17 protein-coding genes are annotated in these 16560 nt (G+C 64.5%); 15 read left to right on the top strand and 2 right to left on the bottom strand.

The annotated features are described in order from the left end of the window. Nucleotides 1-42 precede the first annotated feature (42 nt). From EH240_RS28420 to EH240_RS28410, 3 genes are all read left to right on the top strand, one after another. On the top strand, nucleotides 43-1596 hold the full coding sequence (locus EH240_RS28420; RefSeq protein ID WP_125004805.1) for a sugar ABC transporter ATP-binding protein: 1554 nt from the start codon (nucleotides 43-45) through the stop codon (nucleotides 1594-1596). Then, a complete protein-coding gene (locus tag EH240_RS28415) occupies nucleotides 1593-2558 on the top strand; it encodes an ABC transporter permease (protein WP_125004803.1) in 966 nt (321 codons plus the stop codon). The genes EH240_RS28420 and EH240_RS28415 overlap by 4 nt, the downstream gene beginning before the upstream one ends. A gap of 72 nt (nucleotides 2559-2630) precedes the next feature. After that, nucleotides 2631-3647: a zinc-binding alcohol dehydrogenase family protein gene (locus EH240_RS28410; RefSeq protein ID WP_125004801.1), complete on the top strand. Its 1017-nt coding sequence runs from the start codon at nucleotides 2631-2633 to the stop codon at nucleotides 3645-3647. 49 nt (nucleotides 3648-3696) lie between these two features. Here EH240_RS28410 and phnF read toward each other — a convergent pair whose 3' ends face one another. Beyond that, nucleotides 3697-4443, bottom strand: coding sequence for a phosphonate metabolism transcriptional regulator PhnF (gene phnF / locus EH240_RS28405; RefSeq protein WP_125004799.1), 747 nt, complete (start codon nucleotides 4441-4443; stop codon nucleotides 3697-3699). A gap of 123 nt (nucleotides 4444-4566) precedes the next feature. Here phnF and phnG point away from each other — a divergent pair, with 123 nt between their 5' ends. From phnG to phnE (EH240_RS28345), 12 genes are all read left to right on the top strand, one after another. Next, on the top strand, nucleotides 4567-5028 hold the full coding sequence (gene phnG, locus EH240_RS28400; RefSeq protein ID WP_125004797.1) for a phosphonate C-P lyase system protein PhnG: 462 nt from the start codon (nucleotides 4567-4569) through the stop codon (nucleotides 5026-5028). Next, complete coding sequence (phnH, locus tag EH240_RS28395) at nucleotides 5028-5639, top strand: phosphonate C-P lyase system protein PhnH (protein ID WP_125004795.1); 612 nt, start codon at nucleotides 5028-5030, stop codon at nucleotides 5637-5639. The genes phnG and phnH overlap by 1 nt, the downstream gene beginning before the upstream one ends. Nucleotide 5640: 1 nt before the next feature. Next, on the top strand, nucleotides 5641-6753 hold the full coding sequence (locus tag EH240_RS28390; protein WP_125004793.1) for a carbon-phosphorus lyase complex subunit: 1113 nt from the start codon (nucleotides 5641-5643) through the stop codon (nucleotides 6751-6753). Next, nucleotides 6750-7661 (top strand): alpha-D-ribose 1-methylphosphonate 5-phosphate C-P-lyase PhnJ, encoded by a 912-nt coding sequence (locus EH240_RS28385; RefSeq protein WP_125004791.1) that lies wholly within the window; start codon nucleotides 6750-6752, stop codon nucleotides 7659-7661. The genes EH240_RS28390 and EH240_RS28385 overlap by 4 nt, the downstream gene beginning before the upstream one ends. Then, nucleotides 7658-8434: a phosphonate C-P lyase system protein PhnK gene (phnK, locus tag EH240_RS28380; RefSeq protein ID WP_125004789.1), complete on the top strand. Its 777-nt coding sequence runs from the start codon at nucleotides 7658-7660 to the stop codon at nucleotides 8432-8434. Before EH240_RS28385 ends, phnK begins: the two co-directional genes overlap by 4 nt. 175 nt (nucleotides 8435-8609) lie before the next feature. Beyond that, nucleotides 8610-9317, top strand: a complete 708-nt coding sequence (gene phnL, locus EH240_RS28375) for a phosphonate C-P lyase system protein PhnL (protein WP_125004787.1) — start codon at nucleotides 8610-8612, stop codon at nucleotides 9315-9317. Then, entirely contained in the window at nucleotides 9314-9928 is a 615-nt protein-coding gene (locus EH240_RS28370) for a DapH/DapD/GlmU-related protein (protein WP_125004785.1), read from the top strand. The genes phnL and EH240_RS28370 overlap by 4 nt, the downstream gene beginning before the upstream one ends. A 403-nt stretch (nucleotides 9929-10331) precedes the next feature. Then, complete coding sequence (locus EH240_RS28365; protein ID WP_125004783.1) at nucleotides 10332-11042, top strand: DUF1868 domain-containing protein; 711 nt, start codon at nucleotides 10332-10334, stop codon at nucleotides 11040-11042. A gap of 111 nt (nucleotides 11043-11153) precedes the next feature. After that, a complete protein-coding gene (gene phnC / locus EH240_RS28360) occupies nucleotides 11154-12011 on the top strand; it encodes a phosphonate ABC transporter ATP-binding protein (RefSeq protein ID WP_125004782.1) in 858 nt (285 codons plus the stop codon). 143 nt (nucleotides 12012-12154) lie between these two features. Then, entirely contained in the window at nucleotides 12155-13063 is a 909-nt protein-coding gene (gene phnD, locus EH240_RS28355; protein ID WP_125004780.1) for a phosphonate ABC transporter substrate-binding protein, read from the top strand. Nucleotides 13064-13121: 58 nt separating this feature from the next. Next, the gene (gene phnE, locus EH240_RS28350) at nucleotides 13122-14078 is read left to right on the top strand and encodes a phosphonate ABC transporter, permease protein PhnE (RefSeq protein WP_125004778.1); all 957 of its coding nucleotides are present in this window, start codon (nucleotides 13122-13124) and stop codon (nucleotides 14076-14078) included. Nucleotide 14079: 1 nt separating this feature from the next. After that, entirely contained in the window at nucleotides 14080-15444 is a 1365-nt protein-coding gene (gene phnE, locus EH240_RS28345) for a phosphonate ABC transporter, permease protein PhnE (protein WP_125004776.1), read from the top strand. Between the two features lie 157 nt (nucleotides 15445-15601). Here the strand turns inward: phnE (EH240_RS28345) and EH240_RS28340 are convergent, their stop codons facing one another. Continuing rightward, entirely contained in the window at nucleotides 15602-16453 is an 852-nt protein-coding gene (locus tag EH240_RS28340) for a sugar phosphate isomerase/epimerase family protein (protein ID WP_125004774.1), read from the bottom strand. Nucleotides 16454-16560: the final 107 nt, after the last annotated feature.

Raw genomic sequence — 16560 nt, 5'->3', positions numbered from 1 at the left:
CGCTGCGTATCCAACGGTTGAGGCCAATCTGGGAGGATTGTCATGACGTCGACGGCGCAGGAACTGCATCCGCCCCCCATGCTGGAACCGGGCAGGACGATCCTCGAACTCAACGGGCTGGAAAAGCGCTATCCCGGCACGCATGCGCTGAAGCCGGTGAACCTCGCGTTCAAGGCGGGCGAGATCCACGCCATCGTCGGCGAGAACGGCGCCGGCAAATCGACGCTGATCAAGTTGCTCACCGGCGTCATGCCGCGCACTTCCGGCGAGGTCATCTGGGAGGGCAAGCCGGAGGCGCTCGCCACGCCGCATGAAGCGATGGCGCTCGGCATCAACGCCGTCCACCAGGAGGTCGTGCTTTGCCGCCACCTCACCGTCGCCGGCAACATGTTCCTCGGCGAGGAGAATTCCCGCTTCGGCCTGCTGCAGCAGCGCGCCATGGTCAAGGAAGCGCAGAAGATCATCGACGGCCTCGGCTTCGACCTGCCCGCGCATGTCATGCTTGGCGACCTCACCATCGGCCAGCAGCAGCTGATCGCCGCCGCCCGCGCCACCGTGCGCGGCACCAAGTTCCTGATCTTCGACGAGCCGACCGCCTACCTCACGCGCAAGGAGGCCGACCAGCTGTTCAAGCTGATCCGCCGGCTAAAGGGCGAAGGCGTCACCATCATCTACATCAGCCACCGGATGGAGGAGGTGTTCGAGCTCGCCGACCGCGTTTCGGTGCTGCGCGACGGGACACTTGTCGGCACCAGGAATATCGGCGAGACCAACGACGCCGAACTGGTCAAGATGATGATCAACCGCTCGATCGAGCAGATCTACCACAAGGAGCATTTCACGCCGGGCGCGACCATCGTTGAGACCCGGAGCCTCTCCGGCAAGGGTTTCGAGAATGTTTCGATCACTGTCCGCGCCGGCGAGATCGTCGGCCTTTACGGCCTGATTGGCGCCGGCCGCAGCGAGTTTGTCACCACGCTCTACGGCCGCCACAGGAAATCGGCCGGCCAGATCATGTGGCAGGGCAAGGAGGTGCAGGTCAATTCCGAGCACGACGCGATCCGGCTCGGCATGGCGCTGGCGCCGGAAAGCCGGCGCGACCAGGGCCTTTGTCTGAACCTGCCAGTGGCCATGAACCTCAACCTGCCGATCTATAAGCGCATTTCCAAGAATCTGCTGATCTCCGGCTCGCAGGAGAAAGCCGAGGCCGATCGACAGATCGCCGACCTGAGGATCAAGACACCGACGCGCGGCGCGCTCGCCTCCAGCCTGTCGGGCGGCAACCAGCAGAAGATCGTCATAGGCAAATGGCTGGCGCACGGCGCCAAGCTTTTCATCTTCGACGAGCCGACGGTGGGCGTCGATGTCGGCACCAAGGCTGAGATCTACCGCCTGTTCTCGACGCTTCTGTCCAAGGGCGCCGGCATCATCCTGATCTCGTCCTATCTGCCGGAAGTCTACGAGCTAGCCGACACGCTGCATGTGTTCCGGCGCGGCAAGCTGGTCGCCACGCATGGTTTCCGCACCGCAAGCCACGAGGACATTTTGGGACAGGCGCTGGCCGAGAAACAAGAAAAGTCGGGAGGACAAAAATGAGCACCGAGGCGATCCCCGCCGAAAAGTCCAAGCGCAATTTCAATGCCCTGTTCGGGCTGACGCTGCTTGGCCTCTTGCTGTTGATGTGGGTCGTGCTGGCGGTTGCCACGCCTTCCTTCGCCACGACGCTCAACATCACCAACCTTTTGCGCCAGGGCTCGCTGATCGCCATCCTCGCCGTCGGCCAGACCTTCGTCATCATCACCGGCGGCATCGACCTTTCGGTCGGCGCCATCGTCGGCTTCGCCACCGTCATCGTCGCGCTGCTGATCAATGCCGGCTGGCCGGTCTGGGTCGCCGTTTTGGTCACGCTGCTCGTCGGCGTTGCCATCGGCCTCTTCCATGGCTTCGGCATCGTTAAGATGGGCCTGCCCCCCTTCATCATCACGCTGGCGACCATGACGTCGCTGCGCGGCATCGGCCTGCTGATGACCAACGGCAACTCGATATCGATCAACAGCGATGCGTTTCAGGCTTTCTCGCGCGGCCTGCTGCTCGGCATTCCGTACCTGTTCTGGATGGTCATCCTTGTGGCCGTTCCGGCCTACGTTTTCCTGCACCATACGCGATGGGGGCGATACCTGTTCTCGGTCGGCTCCAATGCGGAAGCCGCGCGCCTGTCGGGCGTCAACGTGCCGCGCACCATCTTCATGGCCTATATCCTATCCGGCCTGCTGGCCGCCTTCGTCGGCGTGCTCCTGGCCTCGCGCATCGGCATCGGCAACCCGACCCAGGGCGACACCTATGAGCTGCAGGCCATCGCCTCGTCGGTGATCGGCGGCACCTCGCTGTTCGGCGCCATCGGCTCCGTGCACGGACCGCTGATCGGCTCCTTCATCCTTTCGACCATCAACAACGGCGCCAATCTGCTCAACGTCAACACTTTCTGGCAGCGCGTCATCACCGGCCTGCTGATCATCGTCATCGTCTATTTCGACGGCCTGCGCCGTCGCGGCAAATGAACCCTCCCTGACCTGATGCGCCGGCCCCGCTCGACCGAGGCCGGCGCATCTTTTTGAACACTGGATTTGCGCATGAAAGCCGTCGTCTGCCGCTCGCCCGGCGATCTTGTCCTCGAAGACCGCGCCGCACCCGGCGCGCCGCCGCCCGGCTGGGCGCGGGTCGCGGTCAGCCATGTCGGCATCTGCGGCACCGACTACCATATCTTCGAAGGCAAGCACCCCTTCCTCGCCTATCCGCGCATCATGGGCCACGAGGTCTCGGGCACGGTTGTCGAAAGGGGCGAAGGCGTCATCCTGTCGGTCGGCGAAGCGGTGATCGTCAATCCCTATCTTGCCTGCGGCAAATGCGTCGCCTGCCGGCACGGCAAGCCAAACTGCTGTGTCAGGATCGAGGTACTGGGCGTGCATCGCGACGGCGCCATGTGCGAAGAGATCCTGGTGCCGGCGCAAAACCTTTATCCGGCAAACGGCTTGTCGCTGGCCGATGCAGCAGCGGTCGAATTCCTGGCGATCGGCGCCCATGCCGTGCGACGTTCGCTTGCCTCGCCCGGCCAGCGCACGCTGGTCATCGGCGCCGGCCCGATCGGCCTCGGCACGGCGCTCTTTGCCCGTATCGCTGGCCTCGACGTCAGCCTGCTCGACATGAGCACCGAGCGGCTCGGCTTCGCCGAGAGCGAGCTGGGCTTTAAATCGCTCGATGCTTCGAAAGCTCAGGCCGCCGAGCTGGTGCGACAGGCGACCGACGGCGAAGGTTTCGACCTGGTGTTCGACGCCACCGGCAACACCCAGTCGGTGCGGTCGGCGTTCGCCCATGTCGCGCATGGCGGCACGCTGGTCCTGGTCAGTGTCGTCAAGGACGACATCACCTTTTCCGACCCCGAGTTCCACAAGCGCGAGATGACGCTGGTCGGCAGCCGCAACGCGCTCGGCGCCGACTTCGACCATGTCGCCGCCTCGATCCGCAACGGCGCCGTGCCGCTCGCCAAGCTCGTCACGCATCGCACGACGCTTGCCGAGACGCCGCGCGATCTCGCGCGATGGGCGCATGAGAAATCCGGCCTTATCAAGGCGGTTATTGAGGTCGGGTAAGGCGGTTCGCGGGTCGGCTTACGCTGGCGTTAGGGGCGATGGCCAGGAACTACTCGCTCGCCAAAAGCCTGAGCTCCACCCGCTCCGCCGAAAACCGCGACTCCGCGAACTGGATCGGCTGACCGTCGAGCGTAACGTTGACGGCGACCGTCACCAGCACGATGGCGCCTGGCTGCAGGCCGAGATCGGCAAGGTCGTCGGCGTCGGCGTGGCGCGCCGAGAGCACCGTCGATTGCCTCAGATAATCGTTGATGCCGAAGCGCCTGAGCGAGGCGGTGACCGATCCTGTCTCAACCATGGCGGCCTCGATGCCGGCGAAGCGCTTGGCATCGAACCAGGTCGTGGCGCGCGACACCGGATGCCCGTCGGCTTCGCCGCGCGTTTCCAGGCGGATGACGGTCGATCCCTTGGCGATGCCCAACGCCTCGGCGATGCGCCGGTTGGCCGGCTCGGTCGATGACGAAAGCAGCGCGATGTGCCGTTCGGTCGTCTGGCCTTGCAGCCCGGTTGAGAAGCGCGTGCGCGCGCCGATCGGATAGGATAGCCGCCTGCGCGATAGCACGAAGGTGCCGCGCCCCTGCTCGGCCCTCAGCACGCCTTCCTGCACCAGGGCGGCAATGGCACTGCGCACAGTGTGGCGGTTGACGCCGTAGCGCTCGGCCAGCAGGACCTCAGACGGAAGTGCTGCATTCTCGGCGAAATCGCCACTCGCGATCCCCTGCAGGATCCTGTCGGCGATCTGCCGCCACAGCGACACGCCGTTGCGCCTTTCGATGCTGCCCGCCAATCCGCTCATGTCTCGCCCCGAAATTTTCCCCTTCTGTCATCCACCCGTCATGGACTCCCGCTAGGTGATGAGTATAATTTGTATAATTGTCTATATCAATAGACAAATTATCCCTGTGCGAGGAGTGAAGCGATGCGAGGACAGGAAGCGCGGGAGCAGGCCGAGCGGAAGGCCATAATGGCGACGCTGGCGCACGCGGCGGCCGATGAGATCGCGCGTCTGTGGGGCGGCTCCGGCCTGCCCTCCGAGGCCGAACTGCTGCGCGGCCCCGAAACCGGATTGGTGACGGTGCGCGGGCGGATCGGCGGCGGTGGCGCGCCGTTCAACGTCGGCGAGGCGACAGTCACCCGCGCCACGGTGCGGCTGTCCTCCGGACAGGTCGGCCATTCCTACGCGCTCGGCCGCGACAAGAGGAAGGCTAAGCTGGCAGCCATCGCCGACGCACTCTGGCAGGACCCGGCCCAGCGCGAGGCGGTCGAGACGAAACTTGTCGTGCCCTTGCGCGCGGCGCTCGATGCGACGCGCGAGAAGCGGCGCGTCGAGACGGCGGCCACGAAAGTGGATTTCTTCACCATGGTGCGCGGAGAGGACTGATGGATATCGCCACGCGATCGATCGAGGGCGGCTTCGCCGAACCCGTCTTCAACGCCCAGACCGTGTTCCGCGCCACCATGGACGCCATGGCTCGCCCCGGCAGCATCCAGGCCCTGCCGCCGCTCGCCCATCCGCCGGCGCCGCTGTCGGCGACCGCCGGTGCCATGGCGTTGGCGCTCTGCGACAACGACACGCCGGTCTGGCTCGACCCGCGGCTGCAGGCCGAAGCTTCCGTCAAGGCCTGGCTCAGCTTTCACACCGGCGCGCCTTCGGCCAACACGCCGGCCGACGCGCATTTCGCGATTGTAGCCAATCCGGCGGAGATGGCGGCGCTCGACGGCTTCTCGCAAGGCACGCAGGAATATCCCGACCGCTCGACGACGCTGATCCTTTTGATCGACGATCTCGCCTCCGGTCCGTCGCTGCAGCTCGAAGGACCCGGCATCGAGAAGACGGCGATGATCGCGCCGGTCGGCATGCCGCGTCATTTCGTCGAGCAGTGGAAGCAGAACAACCAGCGTTTCCCGCGCGGCGTCGACATCATCCTGGCGGCGCCCGGCAGCCTCGCCTGCCTGCCGCGCACCACCCGCATCAAGACGATGGAGGCATGACTTGTATGTCGCGGTGAAAGGCGGCGAAGCCGCGATTGCCAACGCCCATCGCCTGCTTGCCGATCGCCGGCGCGGCGACCGCTCAGTGCCGGCGTTGCGCCTCGACCAGATCGTCGAGCAGCTGGCGCTCGGCGTCGACCGGGTGATGAGCGAAGGTTCGCTCTACGATCGCGAGCTGGCGGCGCGCGGCGTCGCCCAGGCGCGCGGCGACATGATCGAGGCGATCTTCCTGGTGCGCGCCTACCGCACCACGCTGCCGCGCTTCGGCTACACCTCACCCGTCGACACCGGCGCAATGCAGGTCGAGCGTCGCGTGTCGGCCACCTACAAGGATCTGCCCGGCGGCCAGGTGCTCGGCCCGACCTTCGACTACACCCATCGGCTGCTCGATCCGGAGCTGGCCGCCGGCGCCGATGTCGACGCGCCCGCGCAGCGTCCGATTGAGGCCGAGGCGATGCCGCGCGTCTCCTCGATCCTCGCCCATGAAGGGCTGATCGAAGCCGATGGCGACATGCCGCTCGACCATATCCCCGGCGATATCACGCGCGAGCCGCTCGAATTCCCGATGGCGCGCGACATCCGGCTGCAGGCGCTGTCTCGCGGCGACGAGGGGTTTCTGCTCGCGCTCGGCTATTCGACGCAGCGCGGCTATGCGCGCAATCATCCCTTCGTCAGCGAGATCCGCATCGGCGAGGTCGAGCTGGAGCTCGACGTGCCGGAACTGCCTTTCGCCGTGCCGCTCGGTTCCATCCGCGTCACCGAATGCCAGATGGTCAATCAGTTCAAGGGCTCGGCCAAGGCGCCGCCGCAATTCACCCGCGGCTACGGCCTGGTCTTCGGCCAGAGCGAGCGCAAGGCGATGGCGATGGCGCTGTGCGACCGGGCGCTGCGCGCGACCGAGCTTGGCGAGGATGTGATTGCTGCCGCGCAAGATGAAGAGTTCGTCATCTCGCACTCCGACAATGTCCAGGCGACCGGCTTCGTCGAGCATCTGAAGCTGCCGCATTATGTCGACTTCCAGGCCGAACTCGACCTGGTGCGCCGTATGCGTGCCGAATACGAGGCGCGGGAAATTGAGGACAAGGCCGAAGATAAGAGGGAGGCCGCGGAATGACCGCTCGAGAGACAGAGATCGCCACCTACAACTTCGCCTATCTGGACGAGCAGACCAAGCGGATGATCCGCCGCGCCATCCTGAAGGGCATCGCCATTCCCGGCTATCAGGTGCCCTTCGCCTCGCGCGAGATGCCGATGCCTTATGGCTGGGGCACCGGCGGCGTGCAGGTCACCGCCTCGATCATCGGTCCGGATGATGTTCTCAAGGTCATCGACCAGGGCGCCGACGACACCACCAATGCCGTCTCGATCCGCGCTTTCTTCAAGAAGGTCGCCAATGTCGCCGTCACCACGGAGACGGCGAAAGCGACGATCATCCAGACCCGCCACCGCATCCCGGAACATCCGCTCAACACGGGCCAGGTGCTGGTCTTCCAGGTGCCGATCCCCGAGCCGCTGCGCTTCCTCGAGCCGCGCGAGACCGAAACGCGAAAAATGCATGCGCTGGAGGAATACGGCCTCATGCATGTAAAGCTCTATGAGGACATCGCCAGGCACGGCCGCATCGCCACCACCTACGCCTATCCGGTCAAAATCGAGGGTCGCTATGTGATGGACCCCTCGCCGACGCCGAAATTCGACAATCCGAAGATGCATCGTTCGCCGGCTTTGCAGCTGTTTGGCGCCGGCCGCGAGAAGCGCATCTATGCCGTGCCGCCCTTCACCGAGGTGGTCAGCCTCGACTTCGAGGACCATCCCTTCGAGGTGCAGACCTTCGACCAGCCCTGCGCGCTCTGCGCCGCCGAGAATGTCCATCTCGACGAGGTCATCCTCGACGACCATGGCGGGCACATGTTCGTCTGCTCGGATACCGACCACTGCGAGAAGCGGCGCGCCGATGGCCATCGCGGCTCTCTCGCCCCTGAAACCCATCTTGCCCTGGAAAAGACGGAGCCGGCGCAATGACCGACGAACCGCTGCTGCGCGTCGCAGCACTCTCCAAATTCTACGGCTCGCGCGTCGGCTGCGAGAACATCTCCTTCGACCTATGGCCGGGCGAAGTTCTGGCGGTGGTCGGCGAGTCCGGATCCGGCAAGACGACCCTGCTTAACTGCCTGTCGACCCGGCTGCTGCCGTCCTCCGGCACCGCCAGCTACCGCATGCGCGATGGCCAGTGGCGCGAGCTTTACCGCATGAGCGAGGCCGAGCGCCGCTTCCTGATGCGCACCGACTGGGGCTTTGTCCACCAGAACCCGGCGGACGGCCTGCGCATGACCGTGTCGGCCGGCGCCAATGTCGGCGAAAGGCTGATGGCGGTCGGTGATCGCCAGTACGGCAAGATCCGTGCCACCGCGGTCGACTGGCTGTCGCGTGTCGAGATCGACGAGGACCGCATCGACGACGCGCCGCGCGCCTTTTCCGGCGGCATGCGCCAGCGCCTGCAGATCGCCCGCAACCTGGTGACCGGGCCGCGGCTGGTGTTCATGGACGAGCCGACCGGCGGCCTCGACGTCTCGGTGCAGGCGCGCCTGCTCGACCTGTTGCGCGGCCTGGTCACCGACCTCGGCCTCGCCGCCATCGTCGTCACCCACGACCTCGCCGTGGCGCGGCTTTTGTCGCAGCGCATGATGGTGATGAAGGACGGCCGCGTCGTGGAAAGCGGCCTCACCGACCGCGTGCTCGACGACCCGCGCGCGCCTTACACGCAATTGCTCGTCTCTTCGATCTTGCAGGTGTGACCATGGAAGACGTTTGCCTGGCACCTACCCCCGCCCGGCTGCTTCGCAGCGACCCTCCCCACAAGGCGGAGGGTGAAGCGCCGGCGCCCTACCTCCCCCTTGTGGGGAGGTCGGACCGAAGGTCCGGGTGGGGGTACTTCGCCTGCCACACGAACAACGACGGGAGAACTTTCTAATGCCAACACCTCTCGTCGTCTCCGACGTCGCGAAAAGCTTCACCATGCATCTGCGCGACGGCATCCGGCTGCCGGTGGTGGCGGGTGTCTCCTTCTCGATCCGCACCGGCGAATGCGCCGTGCTCGGCGGCCCGTCAGGCGCGGGAAAAAGCTCGATCCTGAAGATGCTCTACGGCAACTACGCCGTCGACGAAGGCCAGATCATCGTCCAGCACGATAGCGGCCTGATCGACCTTACCTCCGCCAGTCCGCGCACCGTGCTTGCCGTGCGCCGCCGCACCATCGGCTATGTCAGCCAGTTCCTGCGCACCGTGCCGCGCGTCTCGGCGCTCGACGTCGTCGCCGAGCCGCTGGTCGAGCGCGGCGAGGATAGGGAAGGCGCGCGCGAAAAGGCGCGCGCGCTTCTCGCACAGCTCAATCTGCCGGAAAAACTCTGGGCGCTGCCGCCGGCGACCTTCTCCGGCGGCGAGCAGCAGCGAGTCAACATCGCGCGCGGCTTCATCACCGAGCATCCGATCCTGCTGCTCGATGAGCCGACCGCTTCGCTCGACGCCAGGAACCGTGACGTCGTGGTCGACCTCATCGCCGCCAAGAAAGCGGCGGGCGTCGCCCTGCTCGGCATCTTCCACGACCAGGATGTGCGTGACGCGGTTGCCGACCGCGTCATCGACGTCACCGCTTTCGCCGCCCGAAAGATCGCCGCATGACGAAGAAATTGTCCGAGACGCCGCTGATTCATTCGACTGCCCAGGTCGAAAATTCGACCCTCGGCCGCTGGACCGAGATCGCCGATCGCAGCCGCGTCTCGGAAAGCGAGCTCGGCGACTATTCCTACATGATGCAGGACTGCTCCGTCTGGTGCGCGACTATTCGAAAGTTCTCCAACATCGCGGCAAGCGTCCGCATCAACGCCACCAACCACCCGACCTGGCGGCCGACGCTGCACCACTTCACCTATCGCGCCTCGGACTATTGGGACGACGCCGAGCACGAAAGCGAGTTCTTCGCCCAGCGCCGCGCCAGGCGCGTCACCATCGGTCACGACACATGGCTCGGCCATGGCTCGACCATCCTGCCCGGCGTGACCGTCGGCGATGGCGCGGCGGTCGGCGCCGGAGCGGTCGTGTCGAAGGATGTCGCGCCCTACACGATCGTCGCCGGCGTCCCGGCCAAACCGATCCACGAGCGCTTCAACCGCCGCATCGCCGAGCGCTATCAGGCGCTCGCCTGGTGGGATTGGGACCATGCCCGGCTGCGCTCAGCACTCGACGATTTCAGGGAGCTGTCGGCGGAGGCTTTCCTGGAGAAATATGGTTGACCTCGTCAGAAACGCAGCGGATTTGGGCGGCAGTTAATCCCGCGATAGCAAATATCTCCTAGACCTGTTGTATGGAAGGAGATTAACTCTTGGCTATATTGTATATACCAGAGTGCATTGGGTTGGCGCTGGTTGTCTTGGGCATTTGGGTCGTTCGGAGCCAGATAAACCATTGGGGGCAGTCCGATCGAGTCTCGTCCATTATTTGACAATCCTGGGGTTGGGTCTGGCCGCAGTAGGGGCGGTAATCCTCTACGTGTTGGCGTTCATTTCCCAGTTGGGCTGCCTTAACTGCTAGTGCGATCGCTTGGTTCGATTTCCATCGTCCAGGACGACGTTTGCCATATTTCACATCCTTGACACATGACTCGGACAGGAGGCGATTTCCCGCAAGGAGATTGCCATGCTCGACACAGTCAGACCCTCCCTCGCCGCATTTTTCGAAGGCACCAACCCAAGCCCTCCAGCGCATCTCGGCACGCGTTACGACACGTCCGGCAATTTCCTCCTCGAGTCCGGCAACACCGTCGTCTCCCACCTTATCGAGGGTTCGCCTTCCGAAGCTGCCCTCATCGAGGTGCGCGAGCGGATGCTCGCCATGCTTGACGCCGATCGCCTCGCCTTCACGCCGATTTCCAGCCTGCACATGACCCTGTTTCAGGGCATCATCGAATACCGCCGCCGGCTCCCCTACTGGCCGTCCGACATGCCGTTCGACACTAGCATCGACAATATGACCCAACTCTATCTGGGGCGCCTGCAAGGCTTCCAGGGCAATGGTGCATTCAGGGTCAAGACCATCGGCGTCACGCCGAACGGCCTGACGGTAGCCGGCGCCGCGGACGAGGACCGTCTTATCCTCAAGGCCTGGCGCGACGCGCTGTCGGTCCCGTTCGGCTATCGTCACCCCGACCACGACACCTACGTCTTCCACATCACTTTCGCCTACCAGATCCGCCGGCTCGCCGATGAACGCTCGGCCGCCTGGCAGGACCTGTTCGACGGCTGCCTGTCGTTCCTCGAACGCGAGGCTCCGGTGATCGAATTGCGCCCGCCGGCCTTCTGCAGCTTCAAGGACATGAAGCATTTCGAGGAATTGCTCGTGCTCGGCTAATGCCTCCAAGCCTGTGGTTGGTAACAAAACTGACATCAATCCGACACCCCAGCTTCATGGGGCTGCGCTAGCGAAGGTTAACGGAAAACCGCGACGTACCGGAGTCTTGTCATGTTAGCATCATCGGCCATGCTGGAAATCCGCGGCGTAACCCGACGGTTCGGCAAGAACACCGCCGTCAGCGATGTCCACATCTCGATCCCGCAGGGCCAGATGGTCGGCATCATCGGCCGCTCCGGCGCCGGCAAGTCGACGTTGTTGCGCATGATCAACCGTCTCATCGATCCCAGCCAGGGCTCGATCTTTTTTGACGGCGCCGACGTTTCCCGCCTGCAGGGCTCGCCGCTGCGCCGCTGGCAGCGCGACTGCGCCATGATCTTCCAGCAGTTCAACTTGGTGCCGCGCCTCGACGTGCTGACCAACGTGCTGCTCGGACGTCTCAACCACCGCTCCACGTTCTCCAACCTGCTCGGCATGTTCTCGCGTACCGAATGCGCCGAGGCGGTGGCCGCACTCGAGCGCCTCGACATCGCCCGCACCGCGCTGCAGCCGGCCGGCACGCTTTCCGGCGGCCAGCAGCAGCGCGTGGCGATCGCCCGCGCCATGATGCAGCAGCCGAAGGTGCTTCTGGCCGACGAGCCGATCGCCTCGCTCGACCCGCTCAACGCCAAGGTGGTGATGGATTCGCTGCGCGATATCAACCTGCGCGAAGGCATCACCGTCGTCACCAACCTGCACACGCTGGACACCGCCCGCGCCTATTGCAACCGCATCATCGGCATGGCGGCCGGCAAGGTCGTGTTCGACGGCGCCCCCGAGGATCTCGATCGCGAAGCAGTGCGCACCGTCTATGGCGCCGATGCCAACGGCGTCGAGATCTCCGAGGCCATCACGTCGACCAGCGTCAGCATCAGGCCGAAGATCACCGCATCCGCCGGACCGCTCGAACCGGCCTTTCCTGGCTACTGAACCTCCGCTCCGGGGTCGAAGCGGCCCGGGCAAATCGTGGATTTCAGCAAAGAGCAACCCGGATCGCCCGCCCGCGTCAAAGGCTGAACTTAAAAATTCGAACGCTGCCGGCGCGATGCCGGCAAAACAGGAGAGAGGTCAAAATGTTCAGGAAAATGGTTCTTAGCGCCGTATCGTTGCTCGCCATGGCAGCAAGTGCCGCTCACGCCGCCGACATCAAGGAGTTCCGCGTCGGCATCCTCGGCGGCGAGAACGAGACCGACCGTCTGCGCAACTACCAGTGCCTTGCCGACCACCTGAAGGCCGAATTCGGCTTCGAGAAGGTGTCGCTGTTCCCGGCCGCCGACTATGACGGCGTCATTCAGGGCCTGCTCGGTGGCACGCTCGACTTCGCCGAGCTCGGCGCCTCGGGCTACGCCAGCGTCTACCTCAAGGACCCGAACGCCGTCACCCCGATCCTCACGACCAAGCAGACCGACGGCTCGACCGGTTATTATTCGATCGGCTTGGCGCTGAAGACCTCCGGCATCACCGACATCAAGTCGGCCAAGGGCAAGAAGCTCGGCTATGCCGATCCGGATTCGACCTCGGGCTATCTGATCCCACTGACCCAGATCCCGAAGGACACCGGCGCCTCCAACGAGACCTACTTCGCCTCGACCCAGTTCAATGGCGGCCATGAGAACAACGTCCTCGCTGTCCGCGACGGCACGGTCGACGTGGCGGTGGATGATTCCTCCGGCATCGGCGACTTCAAGAACGGCTACAGCTCGGGCACCTTCCACAAGGAAGTCGCCAAGGGCGCCGTCGACCCGAACGACTTCGTCGAAGTCTGGCGCTCGGGCCTGATCCCGAACGGTCCGCTGGTCGTGCGCACTGCTCTCGGCGACGAGATGACTGCCAAGCTCACCGCTTTCTTCACCGCCCTGCCGGCCAAGGACAAGGCCTGCTTCGAGGGCGTCGAAGGCGGCGACTTCACCGGCTATGTTCCGGTGAAGCCGGACTTCTACAACGTCATCATCGAAGCCCGCAAAGCCGCGATCGGCGGCTGACGACATCAAGGAAAAAGGGCGGCGTTTTAAGGCGCCGCCCTTTTTGCATGCTCCGATCATGACAGCCTCAGCGACAATCCATTCCGAAGCGACCCGACAGCAGGCCGACGCCTGGCGGCGCCAGACGTCCCTGCGCCGCTGCTACACCGCGCTCGGCGTCGGTCTGCTGCTGGTTGCCATGTGCGCGACCATGTGGTTCGCCGACGAGGCCAATGCCGGCCATTTCTTCGACCGGCTGCCGCATATCCTCGATTTCCTGAGCTGGCTGGTCCCGAAGGACTGGAACGACGTCTGGCGGGCGCTGTTCGACATAGCCTCGCCGCATGACAAGGGCACGCAGGAATTCAACTTCCCGCTCGGCCGCGTCTATATCTGGGGCGGCTTCTACATCCCGGAATATTTCGAGCTGATGCTGACCACTGTCAACGTGGCGCTGGTCTCGACCTTCATCGGCTTCGTCTTTGCCGTGCCGTTCTCCTTCATCGCCGCGCGCAACCTGACGCCGAGCCCCATTCTGCGGCTGATCGTCAAACGCTTTATGGAACTGCTGCGCGCCTTCCCCGAGATCGTCATTGCCGGCCTGTTCGCCGCCATCGTCTCGATCGGCCCTGTCGCCGCCATTATCGCCATCGGCCTGCATTCGATCGGCGCGCTGGGCAAGCTGTTCTACGAGATCAACGAGAACGTCGACATGCGCCCCGAGGAGGGCCTGCGCGCGGTCGGCGCCAACTGGATCGAGCGCGTGCGCTTCGCCGACCTGCCGCAGGTGCTGCCCAACTTCATGTCCTACACGCTGCTTCGGATCGAGATCAACGTGCGCATCTCGACCATCATGGGCGCGGTCGGCGGCGGCGGCATCGGCGAGGAGCTGAAGCTTTCGATCTCGCGCGGCTTCGGCGCCAAGACGCTGGCGCTGGTGCTGCTTCTCTTCACCACCATCTTCCTCGTCGACCAGTTCTCGGCCTGGCTGCGCCGCAAGCTCGTCCGCGAGCAGGCTTTCCTGATGAGCGCCTGACATGGCCATGACCGCCGACGAAATCAGCGCGATCGAGGACCGCCACCCGCAGATATTCCAGCGGCCGGCCTACAAGCGCTTCTGGCCGTTGTTCCTGATCGCCGGCACCGTCCTCTATCTCGCCTACGCCTTGTGGTTCTTCAGCCTGCCGCAGGTGCTCAAGGAATCGCACTGGGAGCGCCTGCCGCTCTTCCTGTCGCAATGGATCAGCTACGACCTGCAGCCGGAATTCCGCCTCGACCAGCCGCAGATCATGCCGAAATATCCGCGCTTCGCCGCGCTCGGCGAAAATCCCAATCCGAACTGGGTGATCAGGAATCCCGACGGCACCTACACCGTGCAGATCGACGGCGAGGCCAAGTCCGTCACCTTCGACAAGACTAGGGCGACGATCGTGGCCAACGGGCAGACCGTGCCGGTCTCTCTGACCGGCGGCAAACCGGAGGTGACGGGCCCCGTGCCGGACTGGGTCACCGTGCATAACGACGAGGTGGTCGCCAGGATGGGCTTCGTCGGCGAGGTGCGGGTCACCGTCGACCGCGTCAAGGTGCGCAAGCGCTTCCTCGGCTGGGCCAATTTCGTCTTCGACACGCGCTCGCCCTTCTTCGGCAAATCGGCCGGCGAGGTGCTCTCGCTGATCGTGTCGGGACCGCGGCTCGGGTCCGGCACCTCGAACCTCGAGCTTGCCGCCGACAACATCTGGAACAACGCCCAATGGCAGCATGGCGATGTCTGGACGAAACTGCTGCAGACCATCGTCATGGCGTTCCTCGGCACGCTGCTGGGCGGCATCGTCGCCTTCCCGCTTGCCTTCTTCGCCGCCCGCAACATCACACCGAGCGGCCTGCTCAGCCAGGTCTTGAAGCGCTTCTTCGACTTCATGCGCTCAGTCGACATGCTGATCTGGGCGCTGTTCTTCACCCGCGCCTTCGGCCCCGGCCCGCTCGCCGGCAGCGCCGCGATCTTCTTCACCGAGATCGGCACGCTCGGCAAAACCTATTCCGAGGCGCTGGAAAACATCGACGACAAGCCGCGCGAAGGCGTGCTCTCGACCGGCGCCAACGGCCTGTTGGTACAGCGTTACGGCGTGCTGCCGGAGGTGGTGCCGATCTTCATCAGCCAGACGCTCTACCAGTGGGAATCGAACACCCGCGGCGCCACCATCATAGGCGCCGTCGGCGCCGGCGGCATCGGCCTGAAGCTGTGGGAAGCCATGCGCACCAATTCGAATTGGGCGAACGTCTTCTACATGGTGCTGCTGACGCTGCTCGTAGTCTTCGTCTTCGACAACATCTCGAACTTCCTGCGCCGCAGGCTGAGCCGCACGCTGCATGATTACAATCGGCTGCAGGCTGCGCAGGGTTGATAAGCTCAGCACACGAGGGTGTGCCGAGATTCAGGTCAGGCCGCGTCGAAAATGGTGGTTTCCGAGAACCGGAGCGGAGCGTACTTGAAGTACGTGAGCACCGGAAGCGCAGGAAGCCGCCATTTGCAGACCGGCCTCACCTGAATGTCGGTGCACCCTAAGCCGCGTTCTTCCACCCATCCCTGATATGCTTATACCCCTCGCGGTACACCGCCTCCGGGCTCTCGGCAAAGTCCCGCCACACCTTGGTCGCCGCCGCCAGATCCTTCAGCGAGCGGCCGAAGGACTCGATGGTCAACCAGTCGTCATAGCCGCTCTTGCGGATGGCGGAGAACGTCTCCTTCCAGGGAATGTTGCCGCGCCCCGGCACGCCGCGGTCGTTCTCGGAAATATGGACGTGGACGATATTCCGCCGGTTGCGCGTATAGGCGCCGATCGGATCGGCTTCCTCGATGTTGGCGTGGAAGGTATCGTACATCGCCTTGATGTGGGGCCGGTCGATCGCGTCGATATGTTCGGACAGATCGTTCATCGTGTTGAGCAGGTAGCATTCGAAGCGGTTGAGCGCCTCGAGCCCGATGGTGACGCCCTTCTTGCCGGCATGGTCGCCGATAGTGCGCTGCGAGGCGACCGATCGCTTCTTCTCGGCCGCCGTCGGCCCTCTGCCGGAAAAGGCGCCGAGCGTCGAATGCAGCGGGCCGCTCAGCCTGTCCGCACCGAGTGCGGCGCTGCAGTCGATCGCCCATTTCACGTAGTCGATGCCGGCCCTGCGCGTCGCGGCATCCGGCGAAATCAGGTTCATCGCCGGATCGCCCATCGCCGACACCGCGGTGCGCTCCAGCCCGATGCGGTCGAGCATCTCGCCGAGCTTTCTATAGTCGTCGGGCGTGCCTGAGAAGACCGGTATCTCGACGCCGTCGAAGCCGGTCGCCTTGATGTCCCTCAGCAGCTTCTCGTGCTTCTTCGAGACGCTCGTCGTCCATAAGAACATGCACATGCCGATTTTCATCGACAGCCCTCCCCCTTTCCGCGGCCGGCTGAACACCGGCTCTGTCACTCCCCCTCATCCGGCCGCTTCGCGGCCGCCTTCTCCCCGGCGGGGAGAAGAGACAGGCA

The organism is Mesorhizobium tamadayense (assembly GCF_003863365.1).
Taxonomy (GTDB): Bacteria; Pseudomonadota; Alphaproteobacteria; order Rhizobiales; family Rhizobiaceae; genus Mesorhizobium; species Mesorhizobium tamadayense.
This window is presented reverse-complemented; position numbering and strand designations above follow the sequence as displayed.

Coding starts and splice junctions, on each gene's coding strand:
- EH240_RS28420 (WP_125004805.1), top strand. CDS start 43: ATGACGTCGACGGCGCAGGAACTGCATCCGCCCCCCATGCTGGAACCG.
- EH240_RS28415 (WP_125004803.1), top strand. CDS start 1,593: ATGAGCACCGAGGCGATCCCCGCCGAAAAGTCCAAGCGCAATTTCAAT.
- EH240_RS28410 (WP_125004801.1), top strand. CDS start 2,631: ATGAAAGCCGTCGTCTGCCGCTCGCCCGGCGATCTTGTCCTCGAAGAC.
- phnF (WP_125004799.1), bottom strand. CDS start 4,443: ATGAGCGGATTGGCGGGCAGCATCGAAAGGCGCAACGGCGTGTCGCTG.
- phnG (WP_125004797.1), top strand. CDS start 4,567: ATGCGAGGACAGGAAGCGCGGGAGCAGGCCGAGCGGAAGGCCATAATG.
- phnH (WP_125004795.1), top strand. CDS start 5,028: ATGGATATCGCCACGCGATCGATCGAGGGCGGCTTCGCCGAACCCGTC.
- EH240_RS28385 (WP_125004791.1), top strand. CDS start 6,750: ATGACCGCTCGAGAGACAGAGATCGCCACCTACAACTTCGCCTATCTG.
- phnK (WP_125004789.1), top strand. CDS start 7,658: ATGACCGACGAACCGCTGCTGCGCGTCGCAGCACTCTCCAAATTCTAC.
- phnL (WP_125004787.1), top strand. CDS start 8,610: ATGCCAACACCTCTCGTCGTCTCCGACGTCGCGAAAAGCTTCACCATG.
- EH240_RS28370 (WP_125004785.1), top strand. CDS start 9,314: ATGACGAAGAAATTGTCCGAGACGCCGCTGATTCATTCGACTGCCCAG.
- EH240_RS28365 (WP_125004783.1), top strand. CDS start 10,332: ATGCTCGACACAGTCAGACCCTCCCTCGCCGCATTTTTCGAAGGCACC.
- phnC (WP_125004782.1), top strand. CDS start 11,154: ATGTTAGCATCATCGGCCATGCTGGAAATCCGCGGCGTAACCCGACGG.
- phnD (WP_125004780.1), top strand. CDS start 12,155: ATGTTCAGGAAAATGGTTCTTAGCGCCGTATCGTTGCTCGCCATGGCA.
- phnE (WP_125004778.1), top strand. CDS start 13,122: ATGACAGCCTCAGCGACAATCCATTCCGAAGCGACCCGACAGCAGGCC.
- phnE (WP_125004776.1), top strand. CDS start 14,080: ATGGCCATGACCGCCGACGAAATCAGCGCGATCGAGGACCGCCACCCG.
- EH240_RS28340 (WP_125004774.1), bottom strand. CDS start 16,453: ATGAAAATCGGCATGTGCATGTTCTTATGGACGACGAGCGTCTCGAAG.